Annotated in this window: 19 protein-coding genes; 11 read left to right on the top strand and 8 right to left on the bottom strand. The window is 61.1% G+C overall.

Translation table 11 applies throughout. From position 1 onward, the window contains the following. Positions 1-9 precede the first annotated feature (9 nt). Both V7660_RS02760 and V7660_RS02755 read left to right on the top strand, forming a co-directional pair. On the top strand, positions 10-207 hold the full coding sequence (locus tag V7660_RS02760; protein ID WP_206991315.1) for a DUF2065 domain-containing protein: 198 nt from the start codon (positions 10-12) through the stop codon (positions 205-207). Between the two features lie 81 nt (positions 208-288). Continuing rightward, complete coding sequence (locus tag V7660_RS02755) at positions 289-1,746, top strand: Do family serine endopeptidase (RefSeq protein WP_335601597.1); 1,458 nt, start codon at positions 289-291, stop codon at positions 1,744-1,746. Positions 1,747-1,755: 9 nt separating this feature from the next. Here the strand turns inward: V7660_RS02755 and serB are convergent, their stop codons facing one another. Then, positions 1,756-2,676: a phosphoserine phosphatase SerB gene (gene serB / locus V7660_RS02750; RefSeq protein ID WP_335601596.1), complete on the bottom strand. Its 921-nt coding sequence runs from the start codon at positions 2,674-2,676 to the stop codon at positions 1,756-1,758. A gap of 53 nt (positions 2,677-2,729) precedes the next feature. Here serB and miaA point away from each other — a divergent pair, with 53 nt between their 5' ends. The 5 genes from miaA (at position 2,730) to ilvC (ending at position 8,057) form a co-directional block, all read left to right on the top strand. Next, positions 2,730-3,680: a tRNA (adenosine(37)-N6)-dimethylallyltransferase MiaA gene (gene miaA / locus V7660_RS02745; protein ID WP_335601595.1), complete on the top strand. Its 951-nt coding sequence runs from the start codon at positions 2,730-2,732 to the stop codon at positions 3,678-3,680. A 171-nt stretch (positions 3,681-3,851) separates the two neighbouring features. Further along, complete coding sequence (locus V7660_RS02740; protein ID WP_335601594.1) at positions 3,852-5,630, top strand: acetolactate synthase 3 large subunit; 1,779 nt, start codon at positions 3,852-3,854, stop codon at positions 5,628-5,630. A gap of 130 nt (positions 5,631-5,760) precedes the next feature. Continuing rightward, the gene (gene ilvN, locus V7660_RS02735) at positions 5,761-6,333 is read left to right on the top strand and encodes an acetolactate synthase small subunit (RefSeq protein WP_335601593.1); all 573 of its coding nucleotides are present in this window, start codon (positions 5,761-5,763) and stop codon (positions 6,331-6,333) included. Beyond that, positions 6,330-6,983, top strand: a complete 654-nt coding sequence (locus tag V7660_RS02730; protein ID WP_335601592.1) for a hypothetical protein — start codon at positions 6,330-6,332, stop codon at positions 6,981-6,983. The genes ilvN and V7660_RS02730 overlap by 4 nt, the downstream gene beginning before the upstream one ends. Before the next feature lie 54 nt (positions 6,984-7,037). After that, complete coding sequence (ilvC, locus tag V7660_RS02725; RefSeq protein WP_335601591.1) at positions 7,038-8,057, top strand: ketol-acid reductoisomerase; 1,020 nt, start codon at positions 7,038-7,040, stop codon at positions 8,055-8,057. Between the two features lie 72 nt (positions 8,058-8,129). On the opposite strand, the gene V7660_RS02720 is transcribed toward ilvC, so the two are convergent. Both V7660_RS02720 and V7660_RS02715 read right to left on the bottom strand, forming a co-directional pair. After that, the gene (locus V7660_RS02720; protein ID WP_335601590.1) at positions 8,130-8,705 is read right to left on the bottom strand and encodes an isochorismatase family protein; all 576 of its coding nucleotides are present in this window, start codon (positions 8,703-8,705) and stop codon (positions 8,130-8,132) included. Between the two features lie 123 nt (positions 8,706-8,828). Continuing rightward, positions 8,829-9,503: a GH25 family lysozyme gene (locus V7660_RS02715; protein WP_335601589.1), complete on the bottom strand. Its 675-nt coding sequence runs from the start codon at positions 9,501-9,503 to the stop codon at positions 8,829-8,831. A gap of 194 nt (positions 9,504-9,697) precedes the next feature. On the opposite strand from V7660_RS02715, the gene V7660_RS02710 reads away from it, so the two are divergent. Beyond that, positions 9,698-10,216 carry a bactofilin family protein gene (locus tag V7660_RS02710; protein WP_335601588.1) on the top strand — a complete coding sequence of 173 codons (519 nt, stop codon included), beginning with the start codon at positions 9,698-9,700 and terminating at the stop codon, positions 10,214-10,216. Here the strand turns inward: V7660_RS02710 and V7660_RS02705 are convergent. After that, a complete protein-coding gene (locus V7660_RS02705) occupies positions 10,210-10,809 on the bottom strand; it encodes a tetratricopeptide repeat protein (protein ID WP_335601587.1) in 600 nt (199 codons plus the stop codon). The genes V7660_RS02710 and V7660_RS02705 overlap by 7 nt on opposite strands. A 153-nt stretch (positions 10,810-10,962) precedes the next feature. Here V7660_RS02705 and V7660_RS02700 point away from each other — a divergent pair, with 153 nt between their 5' ends. Together V7660_RS02700 and V7660_RS02695 are read left to right on the top strand one after the other, a co-directional pair. Then, on the top strand, positions 10,963-11,934 hold the full coding sequence (locus V7660_RS02700; RefSeq protein ID WP_335601586.1) for an oxidoreductase: 972 nt from the start codon (positions 10,963-10,965) through the stop codon (positions 11,932-11,934). A 23-nt stretch (positions 11,935-11,957) separates the two neighbouring features. Continuing rightward, on the top strand, positions 11,958-12,749 hold the full coding sequence (locus V7660_RS02695; RefSeq protein ID WP_335601585.1) for a class I SAM-dependent methyltransferase: 792 nt from the start codon (positions 11,958-11,960) through the stop codon (positions 12,747-12,749). 12 nt (positions 12,750-12,761) lie between these two features. On the opposite strand, the gene yghU is transcribed toward V7660_RS02695, so the two are convergent. Together yghU and V7660_RS02685 are read right to left on the bottom strand one after the other, a co-directional pair. Then, positions 12,762-13,640, bottom strand: a complete 879-nt coding sequence (yghU, locus tag V7660_RS02690; protein WP_335601584.1) for a glutathione-dependent disulfide-bond oxidoreductase — start codon at positions 13,638-13,640, stop codon at positions 12,762-12,764. 104 nt (positions 13,641-13,744) lie between these two features. Further along, positions 13,745-16,195 (bottom strand): sensor histidine kinase, encoded by a 2,451-nt coding sequence (locus V7660_RS02685; protein ID WP_335601583.1) that lies wholly within the window; start codon positions 16,193-16,195, stop codon positions 13,745-13,747. Positions 16,196-16,393: 198 nt separating this feature from the next. Here V7660_RS02685 and V7660_RS02680 point away from each other — a divergent pair, with 198 nt between their 5' ends. After that, positions 16,394-16,945: an EF-hand domain-containing protein gene (locus V7660_RS02680; RefSeq protein ID WP_335601582.1), complete on the top strand. Its 552-nt coding sequence runs from the start codon at positions 16,394-16,396 to the stop codon at positions 16,943-16,945. On the opposite strand, the gene aguB is transcribed toward V7660_RS02680, so the two are convergent. Together aguB and V7660_RS02670 are read right to left on the bottom strand one after the other, a co-directional pair. Further along, positions 16,942-17,784: an N-carbamoylputrescine amidase gene (aguB, locus tag V7660_RS02675; RefSeq protein ID WP_335601581.1), complete on the bottom strand. Its 843-nt coding sequence runs from the start codon at positions 17,782-17,784 to the stop codon at positions 16,942-16,944. The genes V7660_RS02680 and aguB overlap by 4 nt on opposite strands. 16 nt (positions 17,785-17,800) lie before the next feature. Further along, positions 17,801-18,784, bottom strand: a complete 984-nt coding sequence (locus V7660_RS02670) for an agmatine deiminase family protein (RefSeq protein WP_335601580.1) — start codon at positions 18,782-18,784, stop codon at positions 17,801-17,803. Between the last annotated feature and the right edge of the window lie 35 nt (positions 18,785-18,819).

The following is an 18,819-nucleotide window of genomic DNA, read 5'->3' as shown; positions in this document are numbered from 1 at the left end:
GGGGCTGGCATGTCCATTCAACTGATCCTTATCGGGATCGGCATGTGGCTATTCATTGAGGGGGCGATCTATGCGGTCGCCCCCGAATTCATGCGGCGTATGGCCGAGTATCTGGCGCGCATGCCGGGCCGCGAAATCGCGCTGGCCGGGATCGGGTCCGCCGCAATCGGCGCAATATTCATCGTCATTGCAGTTCGGTTCTGTTGAAGCTGTTGCAAGACGCCTGCAAAGCGCCATAGTTTACAGACATTAGTGTATATTGTGCTTCGAAAGGAGGCTCAGCGGCCTATGCGTATTCCGGCCCTTGCTGCCTTGATCCTGATGAGTGCGGCAACCGCCGTTCTGCCCGCGCATGCTCAGCCGAGCCTGTCGAGGGCGGTCGATGGAATCGATCAGAAGATCCAGCCGCAAAGCTTCCGTGAATTGTCCAAGCGCCTGATGCCGGCCGTGGTTAACATCTCGACCTCGCAGACCATCGCGCCGGACGGCATGCCGACCTTCCCGGAAGGCTCGCCGATGGAGCGTTTCAATGAATTCTTCGGGCGTGACGAAGACGGCTTCCGCCGCGAAGGGTCGCTCGGATCAGGCTTCGTGATTTCCGCCGACGGCATCATCATTACCAACAATCATGTCATCGAGAACGCTGACGAGATCGACGTCAATTTCTCGAATGGCCGCGTGCTGAAGGCCGAACTGATCGGCCGTGACCGCGATACCGATCTCGCCGTGCTCAAGGTGAAATCCTCGACCGCCCTGCCCTATGTGGACCTCGCCGACAGCGACAAGGCGGAAGTCGGTGACTGGGTCATCGCCATCGGCAACCCGTTCGGCTTTGGCGGCTCTGTTTCCGCAGGCATCATTTCGGCCCGCAACCGCGACCTGAACGCCGGGCGCTCGGATGATTTCATCCAGACCGACGCCGCCATCAACCGCGGCAATTCCGGCGGCCCCCTGTTCAATCTCGGCGGCGAAGTGGTTGGCGTGAACACGGCCATCATTTCCCCGACCGGCGGCTCGGTCGGCATCGGCTTCTCCGTGCCGGCCAATCTCGTCAAGCGCATCTCCGACCAGCTCATCAAGGATGGCCGCGTGCGCCGCGCCTGGCTGGGCGTCAATGTGCAGGACGCGGATGAAGCCCTCGTCCGGGCCTACAAGGCAACCGGCAAGGGCGGCGTGATCATCACGCGGATTTCCGATGACGGCCCGGCGGCGAAATCCGACATGGAAGTCGGTGATCTCGTGCTCCGCTTCGACGGCCAGACCGTCACCAGCGTGCGGGAACTCACCCGCCTCATCTCGGACACGCCCATCGGCCGGACCGTGCCTGTGGCCCTGGTGCGTGATGGCAAGGGCCGCACCGTCAATGTCACGCTCGGCGAACTGGAAGACGAGGATGATACGCCGGCCGCCAATGCTGCGCTGGATGCGCCCGCCAGCTCAAACGACCTCGGCGCGGAACTGACCAGTCTCGATGACGATATCCGCCGCCGCTATGGCATCCCCAAGGATGTCGATGGCGTGGTGGTCACCACGGTCTCCGCGCGCGGCCGCTCCTTCGGAAAGCTGCAACGCGGCGATGTGCTCGTGGAAGTGAATTTCGAACGCGTCGCCACGGTCACCGATACGATCAACAAGGTCGAGACAGCGATGACCACGCCGCGTCAACCGCTCCTGCTCCGCGTCAAACGCCGCGGCGAGGCTGGCTGGTTCGATCAGTTCATCTCGATCGACCTGACCAATTCCTGATCCGTCGGATTACCCGGTAACAAACTCGTCCGCGTGATAGCCTTGGAAGAACAGGGCTGTGTGCAAGTCCGTGTGGTTGATCGCGGCATGCGCTTCGGTCGCCACGATGGGCTTGGCCTTGTAGGCAATGCCGAGGCCGGCCGCCTGGATCATGGCGAGGTCATTTGCCCCGTCGCCCAGCGCAATGGAATCTGCCCGGCTGAGGCCCGCTTCCGCTGAGAACTCGTCCAGCGCCGACAGTTTCGCCTCCCGTCCGAGGATCGGCATACCCACCTCTCCGGTCAGCGCCGCGCCATCATCAATCAGTGTATTGCCCCGGTGGGCGGCGAACCCGGCCTCGTCGGCCACCCGGCCCGTGAAGAAGGTGAACCCGCCGGAAACCAGCACGGTCATCGCACCCTGCGCCTTCATCGTCTCGACCAGTGTCTTGGCGCCGGTATTGAGCGAGATGCGGGCGTCATAGGCGTCCTGCAGAGCTTTCAGGTCGAGCCCCTTCAGCATGGCCACCCGCGTAGTCAGCGCGCCTTCGAAATCAAGCTCGCCCCGCATGGCGCGTTCGGTGATCGCCGAGACCTCCGCCTTGAGACCCGCAAAGTCGGCGAGTTCATCGAGGCATTCCTGTCCGATAATGGTGGAATCCATATCGGAGATCAGCAGACGCTTGCGGCGGTTTCCCGCCGGGACCAGGGCCACGTCCATTTCCTCCTCTTCCAGCGCAGACAGGGCCGCATGCTGGAAATCGGCATCCATCGGCGCGAGGGCGATCTCCACCGCGCTGACATCGCCAATCTGCCCCAACCGGGTCATCGGCGGCAGGGCCTGCGTGAGGCCGAGATCTCCGAGGATCATGCCGAGGCGGGAGGCAATATTGTCTTCAGGAGCATTGGCGGCGGCGACGAGGATCATGGAATTTACTGCTTTCTCAATCATTCCCGCCTCTTCACGGGTTTCCTCGCCGCTGACAAGCCCCTACCTCTATATGGATGATACCGGCAATTCTCATTCACGGACCCACCGCCAGCGGCAAGACTGCCCTGGCCATTGAGGTGGCGCGCCGTCTGGGAGGGGAAGTGATCAATGCCGACTCCATGCAGGTCTACCGCGACCTGCAGGTGATTTCGGCCCGGCCCACCGAGGAGGAAATGGGCGGCGTGAAGCACCATCTCTTCGGCCATGTCGACGCCGCCGAACGCTATTCCACCGGCCAGTGGCTGGAGGACGTCCGCGCGACCATTCGCCGCCTCGAACTGCGGGGCAAGCGCGCCATCCTGGTTGGCGGCACAGGGCTCTACCTGCTCGCCATGATTCAGGGCCTGTCCAACATTCCGCCCGTCCCGGAAGATGTCCGCGCAGATGTCCGCGCCATAGCCGATGCCGAAGGCGCCGAGGGCCTGCGGGCCCGGCTCGCCCCGGTCGACCCCGAAACCTCCGACCGCCTCGGCACCGGCGACCGCCAGCGCCTCGCGCGCGCCTATGAAGTCTATCTCGCCACCGGCAAGCCCCTGACCGATTTCCAGAAGGATCGCCAGCCCCCGGTCCTGCAAGAGAATGAATGGATCGGCTTCGCCCTTACCCCGCCGCGCGCCAAACTCTACCAGAAGATCGACCGGCGCTTTGAGGGCATGCTGATGCAGGGTGCCATGGAAGAGGCACGCCTGCTCATAAAACGCGACCTGGACCCGGAACTTCCTGCAATGAAAGCACATGGAATGCCCTGGCTGGCAGCTTTCGCACGTGGAGAGATCACGGCAGAATTTGCCGCAGAAAACGCAAAACGAGACACAAGACGCTACGCAAAGCGGCAATTTACGTGGATTGGTCGCCAGTTTCCCTTCTGGCCGCGCATTCCTTCACCTGCCCCAGAAGACCGACTCAGGGTTATTCTTGCCTTGTACAGGGAGATTGACAGGCCGGTTGAGGCAGATTATTCCTGATCTTGACGTTGGAGGAAACGCACCGTGCGCAAATACGTAGTACTCGTTATTAAGCATCCGTAACTGGCTTTGATTTAGCCAGTTGCGGGTGCGCGCACAAAGAGGGGCTCCATTGGAGCCCTTTTTCTTTTCCGATACAGTCCAGACACAGCCCGATCAGAGACCTCCCCCATGACAACCCAAGCCAAGACCAAGCCCGCCGCTGCAACCTTGACCATGACCGGCGCCGAAATTGTCATCACGGCGCTCAAGGAACAGGGCGTGGAAGTCATGTTCGGGTATCCGGGCGGGGCGGTCCTGCCGATCTATGACGCCCTCTACAATTCCGATGGCATCCGTCACATCCTGGTGCGTCACGAACAGGGCGCCGGCCACGCCGCCGAAGGCTATGCGCGCACGACCGGACAGCCCGGCGTCTGCCTCGTCACCTCCGGCCCCGGAGCGACCAACATGGTCACCCCGATCGCCGATGCGATGATGGACTCCATCCCGATGGTCGTCCTGACCGGACAGGTCCCGACGCATCTGATCGGCACCGACGCATTCCAGGAGTGCGACACGACCGGCATCACGCGCACCTGCGCCAAGCACAATTACCTCGTCACGGATGTGAACCAGCTGGCGCGCACGCTGCATGAGGCCTTCCTGATCGCGAGATCCGGACGCCCCGGCCCGGTCGTGGTGGACATACCTAAGGACATCCAGTTCGCCACCGGCACCTATGTCGGCAAGGACGGCATCCACAAACCGACCTATCACCCGAATACCAAGCCTCACCCGGACGCGATCAGTGCAACCCTCGACCTGATGATGCATGCGCGCCGGCCGGTCTTCTATACGGGCGGCGGGGTCATCAATTCCGGGCCGGAAGCCTCCCGCCTTCTGCGCGAGCTTCAGGAAGCCACCGGCTATCCGGTAACGTCCACCCTGATGGGGCTCGGCGCCTTCCCGGCCTCCCATCCCGACTGGCTGGGCATGGTCGGCATGCATGGCAGTTTCGAAGCCAATAATGCGATGCATGATTGCGATCTGATGATATGCGTCGGCGCGCGCTTTGACGACCGTGTGACGGGCCGCATTGATGCCTTCTCGCCGAACTCCAAGAAGGTCCATATCGATATCGACCCTTCGTCGGTGAACAAGATCGTTCGTGTCGACATTCCGGTGATTGCCGATTGCGCCGAAGCGCTTGCCGCTCTCCTGAAGGGGTTCAAGGCCCGCAAGGCAAAGAAGCCGGACCTCAAGCCCTGGCGGCAGGAGATCGACATCTGGCGCGCCCGGAAATGCTTCACCTACACAAATTCGGAAACGATCATCAAACCCCAGCACGCCGTCGAGCGCCTGTATGAGCTGACGCGCGACCGGGAGACCTACATCACGACCGAAGTCGGTCAGCACCAGATGTGGGCCGCACAATATTACCATTTTGACGAGCCGAACCATTGGATGACCTCCGGCGGCCTCGGCACGATGGGTTATGGCCTGCCGGCCGCCGTGGGCGTGCAGGCAGCCCATCCCGACGCGCTCGTCATCGATATCGCCGGCGAAGCCTCGATCCAGATGATGACGCAGGAACTTTCGACCGCCGTGCAGCACAAGCTGCCCGTCAAGGTCTTCATCCTGAACAATGAATGGATGGGCATGGTCCGCCAGTGGCAGGAATTGCTGCATGGCGAGCGCTATTCGCACTCCTATTCAGACAGCCTGCCCGACTTCGTGAAACTTGCCGAAGCGATGGGCGGTCATGGCATCCGTTGCGACAATCCGGCCGAGCTGGACGACAAGATCCGCGAAATGATTGACCATCCCGGCCCGGTCCTGTTCGATTGCCGTGTTGAAAAGGCCGAGAATTGTCTGCCGATGATCCCGTCGGGCTCGGCGCACAATGAGATGATCCTCGGCGAGATCAGGGGCGACGAGATCGGTGAGGCCGGCAAGGGCCTGGTCTGATTTCGGACATGGGTATGGTGGCAATGGGAACAGGACGGGTCATGCGGCAGACGCCAAAACACCTTTCACAGCGCGGCTGTCTGCCTGTAGAAGGCGGCATGGCCAGGGTTAATCCAACGGAGACACAGGCATGAGCGACGGATCATCAGGTACGCCCCCCGCCGGCAATCCGAAATCGGCCTATTTCCTGTCCCATGAGGATGAAGCGGTCGAGCGCCGCACCCTCGCTGTCATGGTCGACAACGAGCCGGGCGTACTGGCGCGTGTGGTCGGCTTGTTCTCCGGCCGGGGCTACAATATCGACAGCCTCACCGTGGCCGAAGTCGACGTGAATGAACGCCGCTCGCGCATCACCATCGTCACCCAGGGCACGCCGCACATCCTCGAACAGATCGAGGCCCAGCTGCTGCGCATCGTGCCGGTGGAACAGGTGATCGACATCACCAAATCCAAGCGCGGCATCGAGCGCGAACTGGCGCTGGTGAAAGTCGCCGGCAAGGGCGAGTCGCGCGTTGAGGCCCTGCGCATCTCTCAGATTTTCCGCGCAAATGTGATAGACACGACCAATGAGAGCTTCATTTTCGAACTGACCGGCGCGTCCGAAAAGATCACGCAATTTGTCGACCTCATGCGCCCGCTCGGCCTGGTCGAGGTCAGCCGGACTGGCGTCCTGTCGATCAAGAGGGGAAAGGAGAAGGGATGACTCGCACCAGCCTGATTGCGCTCGGCGTCCTTTTCCTCGCCGGCGGCGCTCACGCCATCGAAGAACAACCGGAAAGCTGCCGCCCGAAAGTGGCCGGCGCGGCCCTCGCGCTCGCGGATGAGGCCGAGCAGGCCCAGCTGCAATGCGATATCGACCGGGCCGAACTGATCACGGACCGGGCAGATGTGACGTTCAACACCGCCTCTGATCCCATCCTCCGGATCGTGGATACAGCCGCGCCCAGCGGGTCGGCCTATGTGTATGACATCGTGGATGCGGACGGAACGATGATGCTGGATGCGCGAACAGTCCCCGTCGACGCCGACGCAGACACACGCATTCCACTCTGCCGCCTGCAGACGCAATTGCCAGCGCCGGTCGCCAGCAAGGTCGCCCTCTCCCTGCTGACTGCGAGCGACTCCGATTTGCCAGCCTATGGCGCGCGGGAAAAAATGGTGATCAATGCAGACGGATCGCGCAGTTTTGAATTGCTGCTGTCCTCGCACGACATCATCACTTCAATTGAAACCACCGATGGCCTGAAACACTTCTCGCGCCATTCGGAAGCCAATGACACGATTGCCGAACTGAACCGCAGCGTCATCGGCGTCGCCAATTTTTCTGACGGTTGGGTGTGTAACGCCAACTGATCTGAAGACCCTTCCCCCCAACAATCAATCCTCCAGCGGAGCAAGTAGAGGCCCATGAAAATCTATTACGAACAGGATGCAGATCTTTCCCTCATCCAGAGCAAGAAAGTCGCCGTGATCGGCTATGGCAGCCAGGGCCACGCCCACGTCCTGAACATGCGCGACAGCGGCGTGAAGCAGCTGAAGGTCGGCCTCTATGAGGGCTCCGCCAGCCGGGCCAAGGCCGAGGCCGAAGGTCTCGAAGTGGTCACGCCAACCGAAGCCGCCCAATGGGCCGACGTGCTGATGATCCTCATCCCGGACGAGAAGCAAGCCGTGCTCTATGCCAACGAGATCGAACCGCATCTGCGCGCTGGCCAGCATGTCATGTTCGGCCACGGCTTCAACGTGCACTACAATCTCATCCGCCCACGCCCGGATGTCGACGTGTCCCTGTCCGCCCCGAAAGGCCCCGGCCATACGCTGCGCGCCCAGTACCAGATGGGCTTCGGCCTGCCGGGCCTGATCGCGATTCATCAGGACGCGACCGGCACCGCCCAGGATGTCGCCCTGTCCTACTCCAAGGCCATCGGCAACACGCGCGCCGGCGTCATCGAAACCTCGTTCCGGGAAGAGACCGAAACCGATCTCTTCGGCGAACAGGCTGTGCTCTGCGGCGGGATCGTCGAGCTGATCAAGGCCGGCTACGAAACCCTGGTCGAGGCTGGCTACGCGCCGGAAATGGCCTATTTCGAATGCCTTCACGAGACCAAGCTGATCGTCGACCTGATCTATGAAGGCGGCATCGCCAACATGAACTACTCGATCTCGAATACGGCCGAATATGGCGAATACGTCTCCGGCCCGCGCGTGATCAATTCCGAAGCCAAGGCCAACATGAAGAAGGTCCTCGAAGACATCCAGAACGGCACCTTTGCCCGTAACTGGGTGCTCGAAAACCAGGCTGGCGCCCCGGGCTTCAACGCCATGCGCCAGCGCATGAACAGCCACGAAATCGAAGAAGTCGGCGAGAAACTGCGCGGCATGATGCACTGGGCCCAGAACGACCGCCTGGTCGACAAGTCCCGCAACTAGGCTTCACATCCACCTGCTTTGTAAGCGGCCCGTCATCCGGCGGGCCGCTTTTTCTTTATGTTTCCGGACCGGCTATGGTCTGTCTTTCGAATATCGCGCAATTACTTCGTCCGACGTCGTAACATCAGCATATTCGTCGTCCAGAATGGCCAGAGTCAGCTCATATACCGTGGCCGCATCCCACCGTTTTCCGTTTTTTGCGGTAACTGGCACGGCGGTCGTGGCGTCGGCTGGCAGAACAATATCGTATCCAAACGCTTTTCCCGCGCGGATGGTCGCATCCATGCTGTTATGGATGACCACGCCAGACAGGACGAAGCAGCTGGCGCCCATGCTACGAAGGACTGCGTCCAGATTCGTGCCGATGAAGGCACAATTCTGCTGCTTGATGATGACGGTTTCGCCGTCCTCTGGCGCAACATCCTCCTTGATCGCGTTCCACGGCCCGCGCGTATGATAGGTCGAGGTGGGCGTCGGTTCATCATGCTTGATATGAAGGACGGGCCAGTCATTGTGTCGCCAATGCACAAGGAGCGACTGAATCGCGGAAACGTAGCCGGGATTGTTTTTCCCATCCCATACCGGTTGATCGATGGCATCCTGAACATCCAGAACAATAAGGGGTATGCAGGAAGACGGCGTATCCATGATGCAAGGTCTCCTTCAAGGGGGAGCACCTGCTGAGTTCAGGCGTTCACCGCACTCCAAGAGAAACGCCAGTTTAACAAACGGATCAATGATTTCCGGGCTCGGCTTTGACGTCCGTGCTCCTCACGGCACACGGTTCATGTCAACTTGGCCTTCGATGCCCGGCACGCGGCCAGACATGGTATATTGCCAGATGTCCGGGACGCGGCCGTTGATCGTGCGGGGCATGGTCTCGCCAAGGCCACGCAGCCAGAGCGGGTACTCATCATAATTTCCCGCCAGCCAGTCGGTGTGGAACTCCGGCGTCGTGTAGATCACCGGCCGCACGCCATATTCGGCCTCCAGCGCCGTCAGGAATGTGTCTAGTTCGGCCAAGGTCTCAGCCGTGCTGCCGCGCGGCTCGCAATTGTGGGCATATTCCAGATCCACCGCAGGCGGCAGCCCCCCTGCCCGCACTTCCACCGACTGGATGAAATTCTTCGCCTGCTCTTCGCCAGGACGACACAGACGATAGAAATGATAGGCCCCGACCAGCCAGCCATGGGTCTTGGCTTCGCGCCAATGGCCCAGGAAACGTGGATCCTTCCAATCGCTGCCTTCGGTAGCCTTGAGATAGAGAAAGTCGACCGGCGCGGCCTCGAATTCGTCCCACTGCACGCGGCCATTATGATGCGAGAGATCAACGCCTGTAAAACCGGCCTGAAACGGAATGAAACCGCCTGAAACAGGATCAGACGCGGGGGAACACGCTGCAACACACAGCATGAATGTGAAACAGATCGACCGAAACAGGCTCATACCCTGTTTCAACACGGGAATATGGCCTCATGGCGAGGGAAATTTGCCCGTATCTTGCATAGGAATAACTGCTAGGAACTGTGCGCAAGGCCAATTGCGCGCTATAAGAGCAATGAAATCAATTCTCTGACCCTGGATCAGAACCTTTCGCCGGCAACAGGCGCACCAGGTCAGAACATGGGAAAGTATGGGCGATGGCTAAAACGGACACCGACAACACCACTGGCAAAGGCCGCTCCGGCCAAGGCAGCTTCATCGGCGCCGAATGCGAATTGGAAGGCCGTTTTACCTTCACGGGCCCCCTCACCATTGCCGGACACCTGAAAGGGCCTGTGAAGTCGGATGGCCTGGTCCTCATCGAGGCGACAGGTCATCTCGAAGGCTCCCTTGAAGCCGCCATCATCATTGTCCATGGCAAGCTGACCGGCAATGTGACCGCCCATGAGAGTCTGGAAATCTGGAACGAAGCAGTGGTGACCGGAAAGGTTCTCACCCGCAGCATTCGGGTCGATGCTGGCTCCCTGCTGACCGCGGACCTGAAAGTTGCCACCGACGGGCCGTTGCCAAACCATCAGGCCGCCGCCACGCCTGAGCCCTCGTCCGTCGAGACGGCGACGCCGGCAATGCCCGCGATGGATCCCAACCGCCCGGCCAGCCCGCTGCCCGGCTCAAGCCTGGCGCGCAAACTGTCGGCAATGAACGAAAATCAGTAGCGCTTCTTCACGTCGTCAAGACGTTCCCATGTGTTGTCATCCGGCTGGTAGGCGCCCAGTCTCGACAAGCGTTCACAGGCCCACTCATACTCATTGTCGCAGGATTCCTGTAACAGGCGTGTGCCCTCGGCGACGTTCTTGCGCCCGCCCTGCCCGGTATAGACCATGTTGCCATAGGCGGCGCAGCCGCTGACATCGCCATAATCGCACGCCTTGTCATAAAGCTGGCGCGCCTGGACCGGGTCGGCCTCCATACCGCGCCCCTTCATGGTAAGATAAGCCAGTCCGGAACACGCCTCTGCATGGCGTCCATCACAGGCCTTGCGGTAATTCTCAGCCGCCTTTTCGTAATCCTGAGTGCCGCCCAGTCCACGGCGGTACATGTCGGCCAGTTCAAAACAGGCCTCATAGTCTTTCGTGCCGCAGGCACGGATCGCTTCGGATTTGCTGGCGCGGTTCTTTTCGAGGTTTGCACTGGCTTCCTCAAGCGCGATTTCCGCCTGGGTCCGCTCGACCTGCCCATACTGCGCGACCGCAGGGAGGGCCGCGATCGACATGGCAGCAGCAGATAGCGCGATAGCTAGAATACGCATGCAGTTTCTCCCTTGGTTCTATTCGGGATATAAGTGGCGGCACGAAGCGCGTCCATGTAAACCGCTGCTTACAGATTGGTAACATCACGCAAGAGCGCTTGCCGTCGGAACAGCTTGTTCACCATAAGAGACCAAAGGAAAAAGGGGAAACACATGGCCGCAGCAGACCAAATGCCAATCGGATCAGGGTTCCACGCCAAGTCTACCGCCAGGGAAGTGGTCGATGGAATCGACCTGACTGGCCGCAACGCCATTGTCACCGGCGGCTATTCCGGAATTGGCCTCGAAACCGTCCGCGCGCTGGCGGGCGCCGGGGCACGTGTCACGGTTCCGGCCCGCCGGGTCGATGCGGCCGAAGCTGCGCTTGCCAATGTTCCCGGCGAGATCGAGATCGCGGCGATGGATCTCGAAGACCTTTCCAGCGTGCGAAAATTTACGTCCGATTTCGAGGAAACCGGCCGGGCGCTGGATATTCTGATCAACAATGCCGGGATCATGGCCTGTCCGGAAACACGGGTGGGGCCCGGCTGGGAACGCCAGTTTGGCGTGAACCACCTCGCCCATATGGCCATGAGCCTTGCCTTGGCCCCTGCCTTGGAACGCGCTGACAGCGCGCGCCTCGTGGCCCTGTCCTCGACGGCCCATGTTCGTTCGGATGTGATCTGGGACGATCCGAACTATGAGAGCCATCCCTATGACAAATGGGAAGCCTATGGCCAGTCCAAGACGGCCTGCGCGCTGTTTGCGCTGGGCGTCGACCATCGCGGCAAGGACATTGGCGTTCGCGCCTTTTCCGTGCATCCGGGCGGGATTTTCACGCCCCTGCAGCGCCACCTCTCCGATGAGGAAATGGCCGAGCTTGGCTGGAAAAATCCCGATGGCACGATTCCGCCCCAGGTGCAGGCTATGTTCAAGACACCCGAACAGGGCGCCTCAACCAGTGTCTGGGCGGCCACCGCTCCGGCCCTGAAGGACAAGGGCGGCGTCTATTGCGAGGATTGCGATATTGCAAAACTCGCCACCGAAGAGAGCCAGAGATGGGAGCATGCCCGTCCCTGGATTTGCGATGACGAAAAAGCCGAGCGGCTTTGGGACATCAGCGAGACGATGCTCAGCAAGGCCTGAGCCGACAAAGGACATTCCCCGAAATGAAACACACATTCCTGCTCGCAACTGTCGGCCTCGCTCTGGCCGCATGCGCCAATCCGGTTCCTGACACCATGCCGACGCTTCAGGAACCCGCCCACTCGGCTTTCGACTATGATTCCGTGTTTGTGCATGATGGACGGCCCGAAACAGACTTCGAACAATACGAGCTCCGCAACTCGCGGGAGATCCTCGAATTCACCGAAGTCACGCCGGGCATGACGGTTCTGGACATGGAAGCTGGTGGCGGCATCTATACCGAACTCTTCTCGCTCGTCGTGGGCGAGGAAGGGAAGGTCTATCTCCAGAACCCGCCCGAGTTCGAGACCTTCCTCGGAGACGCCGTCGAGAAACGCATGGACGGGCGCCTCATCAATGTCACCCATATCCAGACATCCTTTGACGACTTCGAGCCAATCGGTGACGAGGAAGTGGATCTCGTCACCTGGTTCCTTGGGCCGCACGAGCTTTGGTACACGCCGGAGGGCTCAGAGCCGGGCGCGCTCGGTGATCCGGAGACCGCCTTCTCCGAAATCGCGCGCGTCCTGAAGCCGGGCGGGCATTTTGTGGTGATTGACCACCGCGCGCCGGACGGCGCCCCTCCAACCACGGGCGGCGACACGCACCGGCTGGCACAGGACGCCCTGATGCAGCTGATGAAAGGCGTGGGCCTGGCTCTCGTTGAGGAAAGCGACCTGCTCGCCAACCCCGCCGATGATGGCACGCGAAACGTCTTCGATCCGTCCATCCGGAGACAGACGGATCGCTACATTCTCAAATTCGAGAAATCCTGACCGAAGGCCGGATCAGTTGGAGCTTTCGGGCTCCAGCTTGTCCTGCGTCTTTGTGTCGAAATCGCTGGCATCATGGCGCTCGCGCAGCTGGGTCTCGGGCTTGCCGAAAGTGCGGTTCACCATGCGGCCACGCTTGACCGCCGGACGGTCGGCGATCTGCTTGGTCCAGCGCTGGACGTTTTCATATTCGTGGACCTGCAGGAATTCACCCGCGTCATAGACGACTCCGGTCGCCAGCGCGCCATACCAGGGCCAGATCGCCATATCGGCGATCGTGTACTCATCACCCGCCATGAACTCATTGTCGGCGAGCCGCTTGTCCAGCACGTCCATCTCCCGCTTCACTTCCATCGCAAACCGGTCGATCGCGTATTCGATCTTGATCGGCGCATAGGCGTAGAAATGGCCAAAGCCGCCCCCCAGATAGGGCGCCGATCCCATCTGCCAGAACAGCCAGGAAAGCGCTTCTGTGCGTTTGCGGGCATCCTTTGGCAGGAAGGCATCGAACTTCTCTGCCAAATACAACAGGATCGACCCTGACTCGAACACGCGGGTTGGTGGATTGGTTGAATGGTCCATCAGGGCGGGGATCTTGGAATTCGGATTGGCCGAAACGAACCCGCTGGAGAACTGGTCGCCCTCCATGATGTTGATAAGCCAGGCGTCATATTCGGCGCCGGAATGGCCTGCCGCGAGCAGCTCTTCGAGCATCACGGTCACCTTCACGCCATTCGGCGTGCCCAGCGAATAGAGCTGCAGCGGATGCTTCCCGACCGGAAGATCCTTTTCATGGGTGGCCCCGGAAATCGGCCGGTTGATGCTGGCAAACCGCCCGCCGCTTTCCGCGTCCCATTTCCAGACTTTGGGTGGGGTATAGGTATCATCAGCCATCTTACGTGCCCTTCTGCATGGTTTCTTGAAACCACCATGTAGGATGGGCGCGGGGAATGTCAGTAAACTTCTTTGTGAGACATCCTAAACCGGTTCGGACAGAACTAAGCCGGCATGCTCTCGGTCAGCAGCAATTCCTGGTTCTGAACCGCCTTCGTTACCTTCACCGGCAACCAGCAGGTCACTTCCAGCCCGCCGCCCTCTACCGGCTTCATGCCGACTGTGCCGCCATGCAGGTCGATGAAATGCTTGACGAGCGCAAGGCCGAGGCCCGCGCCGCGCTGATCGCCCGACACGAAGCTGTCGAAGCTGGTCGCCCGCTTGTCGGCCGCAAGTCCCCGGCCATTGTCGCGGACGGACAGGGTGACCATGTCGCCGACCCGCTGGGACGAGACCACGATCTCCCCGCCGGATTCGGTAAAGCGCAGTGAATTGGAAATCAGGTTGAACAGGACCTGACGGATGCGGCGCTCATCGGCTCGGATCATCCCGAGCTTGCCCTTGATGTCGGCGCGCACGGCAATCTGCGTATCCTCTGCCTTGGACACGACCATGTCGATGCTTTCCTCGATGACATGGCGGAGGTCCACATCCTTCACGTCGAGGTCCATGCGGCCGGCTTCGATCATGGCGAGGTCGAGAATGTTCTCGATCAATTTCGAGAGGTGGTCAGAGGCAGACAGGATCGCGCTGACATAGTCTGTCTGACGCTCGGTCAGATCGCCATTGCGCTTGGTTTCCAGCAATTCGGCATAGCCGAAGATCACCGTCAGCGGGGATCGCAACTGGTAGGATACGTTCCGCACGAATTCCGTCTTGAGGCGGTCGGCGGCCTCGAAGGCTTCGGCGCGGTCGCGCAGGGCCGACTCGACCCGGCGTGTCGCCGTCACATCGGCAAAGGCAACCAGCGTGTTTCCGTCCGGCAACGGATGGGTGAGATAGGTCAGGATCGAGCCATCGGACCGGCGCATCTCGCCCGTGGTCGACTGGCGGGCGCGGGCCGACGGGTCAGTGATATGGCCCTTTATCGCGTCCCAGACATCAAGGTCATGGAAGAGCGGGACACAATCCTCGATCACGGCGCTGTAGTCCGGATGGTCTTTCAGCGTGTCATGGTCCAGAGACCAGAGGCGCTCAAAGGCCTTGTTGAACAGTTTCAGCCGTCCATCGCCCCCGAACACGACAACCGCCTCGTGCAGATTGTCGAGCGTGGACGCCTGCGTCTTCACGATGGCGTTGAACTTGGTCTGGAGGTCCAGTTCGCCGGTGATGTCCTTGAACAGAAGGAGCAGTCCGCCCATCGGGTGGCGCTGGCGCGTAACGGACAAGGTGCGATCATCCGGCAGCGACCACGTATCTTCCTTCACCCCGTCAATATCAAGATAGTAGGAGAGTTCCTCAGCGCGCCATTCAGCATAATTCGTGCGGGCCGGCAGCTTGCGGCGCTCACGCAGGCGATCCAGCAATTGTCCGTGGTTCGGGCGGTCCAGCAGGAAGCTCTCATCGAGATCCCACATGTCGCGGAAGGCCTTGTTGTAGAAGGTCAGTTTCCGGTCAGCGCCAAAGATGGCGACGGCGTCGGCGACATGGTTCAGCGTCTCGTCATGCGCGCGGACATGGCGGTTCAGTTCCTCGCGGGCATTTTCCTGCGCGGTCACGTCGAACGCCATCGCCCCTGCCCCACCGGACAGCGGGAAAGTCAGCACACGCATGGCGCGGCGTTCGCCATTCACCACCATGTGGCGCGTGTCGTCTATGTCAGCGCCTTCGGAAATCGTCTTGCGAGCCTGGTCGGCAGAAGCCTGGTCCAGCATCAGCTGGCGGTCCAGCACACGGTCGAGGTTCACGCCGTCGACCGCCTCGATATAGGACGGGTTCACCCATTGCAGCTTGCCCATGCCGGACACGCGCCAGGCGGGGAACGGCGCCTTGCCCAGCATGTCGAGGAAAGCTGTGGGATCGCGGGCGATGACCTGACGGGCTTCTTCCAGCTTGCCACGGGCAGAGCTTTCTTCCAGTCCCTTGATGGTCGTGTCTGTGACCCAGACGACCGCGCGGGCGCCAGCCGTGCGGCCATCGGCCTCCAGGAAGCGGCCGGAGGGCCCGATAATGGTAAGCGAAAAGGCCTGCCCCGTATCGCGCAATTCGCGCAGGCGGATGCGCAGCGTAGTGTCCTGTCCGGAACTGTCGCGCGCTTCGAGATCAGCAAGGCCCTCAATGATCCGCACCGCCGGATCGGGCGAAATCGCATCATCTGTAAAGCTGAGCAGACCGGCCAACGCAACCGGAGAACCATAAAGCTCCGGCGGCGTCATCTCTTCGCTGTCGGGTTCCAGCGCATCGCCCTGCCAGACCAGGATCACGCCGGGATGGGCCCCGAGAATGGAGCGATGCTCCGCCAGAAGGGTTTCAAGATCGGAAGAGCGGTCCTTGTATTTACGGGCGGCCCCACGGGCGCCATCGGAAACACGCAGCGCCCACAGCAAGGCCGCGAGACCCAGCGCCGTTGCACCGGCAGACATGATGATAGGGACCTGGTCCGCCGTGATTGCCATAGTGTCTTCAATCCAAATCGCACGAATCGGTCGCCGGTCGGCGGCCGCAACTGGTTAACGGATTGCTCCCTTTGCGTTAAGGCGGCGTTAACAAGAGGCTAATGCCAGACCGCTGAGCAGACAAGATAACTGAAACGTCATGTTGCAAAAACACCACACCGGCATAGTCTGGTCTTCGAACCTTCATGGAGACTGTTCATGCGCAATCTGGTCCTCGCCCTGTCCGCTGCGGCCCTGTTCGGCTTCGCCGCGCCCGCTTCAGCCGGGGCAGGCGATGAGAGTGACGATCTGGTCCGGCTGCCCGGACAGAGCTATCCCGGCCCCGGTCAGCGCAAGGCGAGAGCCAACGCGCACGCGCCGGACCGCCTAGTGGCAGGCGGCGGACTGATGGTCAGCTTCGATACCGATCTCGACGGAAAGATTACGCCGGCCGAACTGGCAAATGGCATCAACGCAGCCTTCCTTGAGGCCGATTCCAATGGCGACGGGTATCTCAGCCCGCTGGAACAGCTGTCCTGGGCAGAAAACCAGCCGACCCGCGACGACACGCTCGGCAATCCGGCCCGGTTCGACCCGAACCTCGACCGGCGCGCCAGTTTCGATGAATTCGACACGGTCCTCACCAGCCTGGCCGCGGACTATGCTTCGGAGTCCGGCATCATTCACGTGGCCGACCTGAAAGCGCCCAAGCCGGAAAAACGCGAAGAGACCCGTTTCGTCCGCAATGACCCGCCGCTTCGCCGCAATTAGGTGAGAATATCGTAGAGGTCGGTTCGCCGGTCCCGGAAAAAGCCCCAGGCCGCGCGTTCGCGTTCAATTTCGTCCAGATCGAATTCTGCGACAAGCACGCCCTGTTCGGTACGTCCGAAATCGATCACGATCTCGCCGGTCGGGTCCGCGATGAAGCTGGTCCCGTAGAAGACCTGCCCTTCCTCATCGCCCACACGATTTGCGGCCACCACCGGGATCGTGTTCGACACGGCGTGGCCCTGCATCGCGCGGCGCCAGCGGGCGGCGGTATCAAGGCCTGCATCCTGCGGCTCTGCGCCAATTGCGGTCGGGTATAGCAAGGCATCCGCGCCCATAAGCGCCATGGCACGGGCGGCCTCCGGGAACCATTGGTCCCAGCAGATGCCCACCCCGATCCGGCCCTTCATCGTATCCCATACGCGAAAGCCGGTGTCGCCGGGGCGGAAATAGTATTTTTCCTGATAGCCGGGCCCGTCCGGAATATGGCTCTTGCGATAGACGCCCAAAGGCGTGCCGTCCGCGTCGATCATGACGAGGGAATTGTAATAGAGCGGGCCATCCTTCTCATAGATCGAGACAGGAATGACGACGCCAAGTTCCTCGGCCAGCGCCGACAATTGCTCGACCGCCGGATGCTCCCGCCACGGATAGGCGCGCGCGAAATGCTCTTCTTCCTGCGTTTTGCAGAAATAGTAGCCTGTGAAGAGTTCTGGCGGCAGGACGACGTCCGCCCCCTGCTCTGCCGCCTCGCGCACACGCTCTGCCACGCGGTCGATATTGTCCTGCACATCGTCAGAGGGCGTGAACTGGATGCAGGCAAGCGTCAGGGTACGTGTCATGTTTCTCTCCTGGCAATCAGGCTGGAATTTCGCGGGTCATGCAGTGGAAGCTGCCCCCGCCATTGAGGATGTGCCGCGCCGGCAGGCCGATCACCTTGCGGCCCTCAAACAGGGCGCTCAGTTCGGCCAGCGCCACAAGGCTGTAGCGGTCCTCATAAACGGGAACGATCACCACACCATTGGTGATCGTGAAATTCATATGGCTTGCCGGGATCGGATTTCCATCCTCATCCTTCACAAGACCCGGCGATGGAATGGTGGTGACCTCCAGCCCAGCCCGGCGCAGCGAGGTCTCGATCTCCTGCAAGGTCTCGGCATTCGGATCGTCCGCGCCAGACGGGTGCTGGCAGATTGCATGTCCCGGTGCGATGAAGCGGGCGATATTGTCGACATGACCGTCCGTATGGTCGTTCAGCAGCCCATCGCCCAGCCAGATAAATTCAGTTACGCCCAGCGCGTTCGCAATCGCCGCCTCGATCGCGGTCTGGTCCATGTCGGGATTACGGTTGGGATTGAGCAGGCATTGACCCGTTGTCAGCAGGCGACCCGTGCCGTCCGCATCAATACCGCCGCCTTCCAGAACCATTTCATGTTGCAACAGCTCAATGCCCTCATGAGCCGCAATGGCAGCGGCCGTTTCGGTGTCGCCCGGCATCAAATATTTGCCGCCCCAGCCATTGAAGCGGAAGGCCTGGGCACGGCGCGCTTCGCCTGTGCCTGTAATGATCGGCCCGGTGTCTCGCATCCAGATGTCACCCGTCGGGATCCGGCAAACCTCGGCGCAATCCCCTACAGCCGCCCGCGCAGTCGCTTCGGCCTCGTCGGAGCCTGCCGCCACGCGGATCGGAACGAACTCCGCCGCGGCCCGGATAAAACGGGCAATATCCTGGCGCGGGCCATCAAGGCTGCCGCCCCATTCTTCGACGAGACGTGGCCAACCGACCCAGAGGGCAGCATGCGGGGCCCATTCGGGCAGAAGATGAGGTTTCATGTCAGACATTGAGCGCGCCATGCCACAGCTTGTTCCAAAGGAAA

The sequence above is a fragment of the Hyphomonas sp. genome (assembly GCF_036964145.1).
Taxonomy (GTDB): domain Bacteria; phylum Pseudomonadota; class Alphaproteobacteria; order Caulobacterales; family Hyphomonadaceae; genus Hyphomonas.
Note: the sequence above shows the minus strand (reverse complement) of the source record. Positions and strands in the feature narration are given on the sequence as shown.

Coding starts and splice junctions, on each gene's coding strand:
- ilvC (WP_335601591.1), top strand. CDS start 7,038: ATGAAAATCTATTACGAACAGGATGCAGATCTTTCCCTCATCCAGAGC.
- ilvN (WP_335601593.1), top strand. CDS start 5,761: ATGAGCGACGGATCATCAGGTACGCCCCCCGCCGGCAATCCGAAATCG.
- V7660_RS02680 (WP_335601582.1), top strand. CDS start 16,394: ATGCGCAATCTGGTCCTCGCCCTGTCCGCTGCGGCCCTGTTCGGCTTC.
- V7660_RS02730 (WP_335601592.1), top strand. CDS start 6,330: ATGACTCGCACCAGCCTGATTGCGCTCGGCGTCCTTTTCCTCGCCGGC.
- V7660_RS02700 (WP_335601586.1), top strand. CDS start 10,963: ATGGCCGCAGCAGACCAAATGCCAATCGGATCAGGGTTCCACGCCAAG.
- serB (WP_335601596.1), bottom strand. CDS start 2,676: ATGATTGAGAAAGCAGTAAATTCCATGATCCTCGTCGCCGCCGCCAAT.
- V7660_RS02705 (WP_335601587.1), bottom strand. CDS start 10,809: ATGCGTATTCTAGCTATCGCGCTATCTGCTGCTGCCATGTCGATCGCG.
- V7660_RS02710 (WP_335601588.1), top strand. CDS start 9,698: ATGGCTAAAACGGACACCGACAACACCACTGGCAAAGGCCGCTCCGGC.
- V7660_RS02715 (WP_335601589.1), bottom strand. CDS start 9,503: ATGAGCCTGTTTCGGTCGATCTGTTTCACATTCATGCTGTGTGTTGCA.
- V7660_RS02670 (WP_335601580.1), bottom strand. CDS start 18,784: ATGTCTGACATGAAACCTCATCTTCTGCCCGAATGGGCCCCGCATGCT.
- V7660_RS02760 (WP_206991315.1), top strand. CDS start 10: ATGTCCATTCAACTGATCCTTATCGGGATCGGCATGTGGCTATTCATT.
- V7660_RS02720 (WP_335601590.1), bottom strand. CDS start 8,705: ATGGATACGCCGTCTTCCTGCATACCCCTTATTGTTCTGGATGTTCAG.
- V7660_RS02685 (WP_335601583.1), bottom strand. CDS start 16,195: ATGGCAATCACGGCGGACCAGGTCCCTATCATCATGTCTGCCGGTGCA.
- V7660_RS02695 (WP_335601585.1), top strand. CDS start 11,958: ATGAAACACACATTCCTGCTCGCAACTGTCGGCCTCGCTCTGGCCGCA.
- miaA (WP_335601595.1), top strand. CDS start 2,730: ATGATACCGGCAATTCTCATTCACGGACCCACCGCCAGCGGCAAGACT.
- aguB (WP_335601581.1), bottom strand. CDS start 17,784: ATGACACGTACCCTGACGCTTGCCTGCATCCAGTTCACGCCCTCTGAC.
- yghU (WP_335601584.1), bottom strand. CDS start 13,640: ATGGCTGATGATACCTATACCCCACCCAAAGTCTGGAAATGGGACGCG.
- V7660_RS02740 (WP_335601594.1), top strand. CDS start 3,852: ATGACAACCCAAGCCAAGACCAAGCCCGCCGCTGCAACCTTGACCATG.
- V7660_RS02755 (WP_335601597.1), top strand. CDS start 289: ATGCGTATTCCGGCCCTTGCTGCCTTGATCCTGATGAGTGCGGCAACC.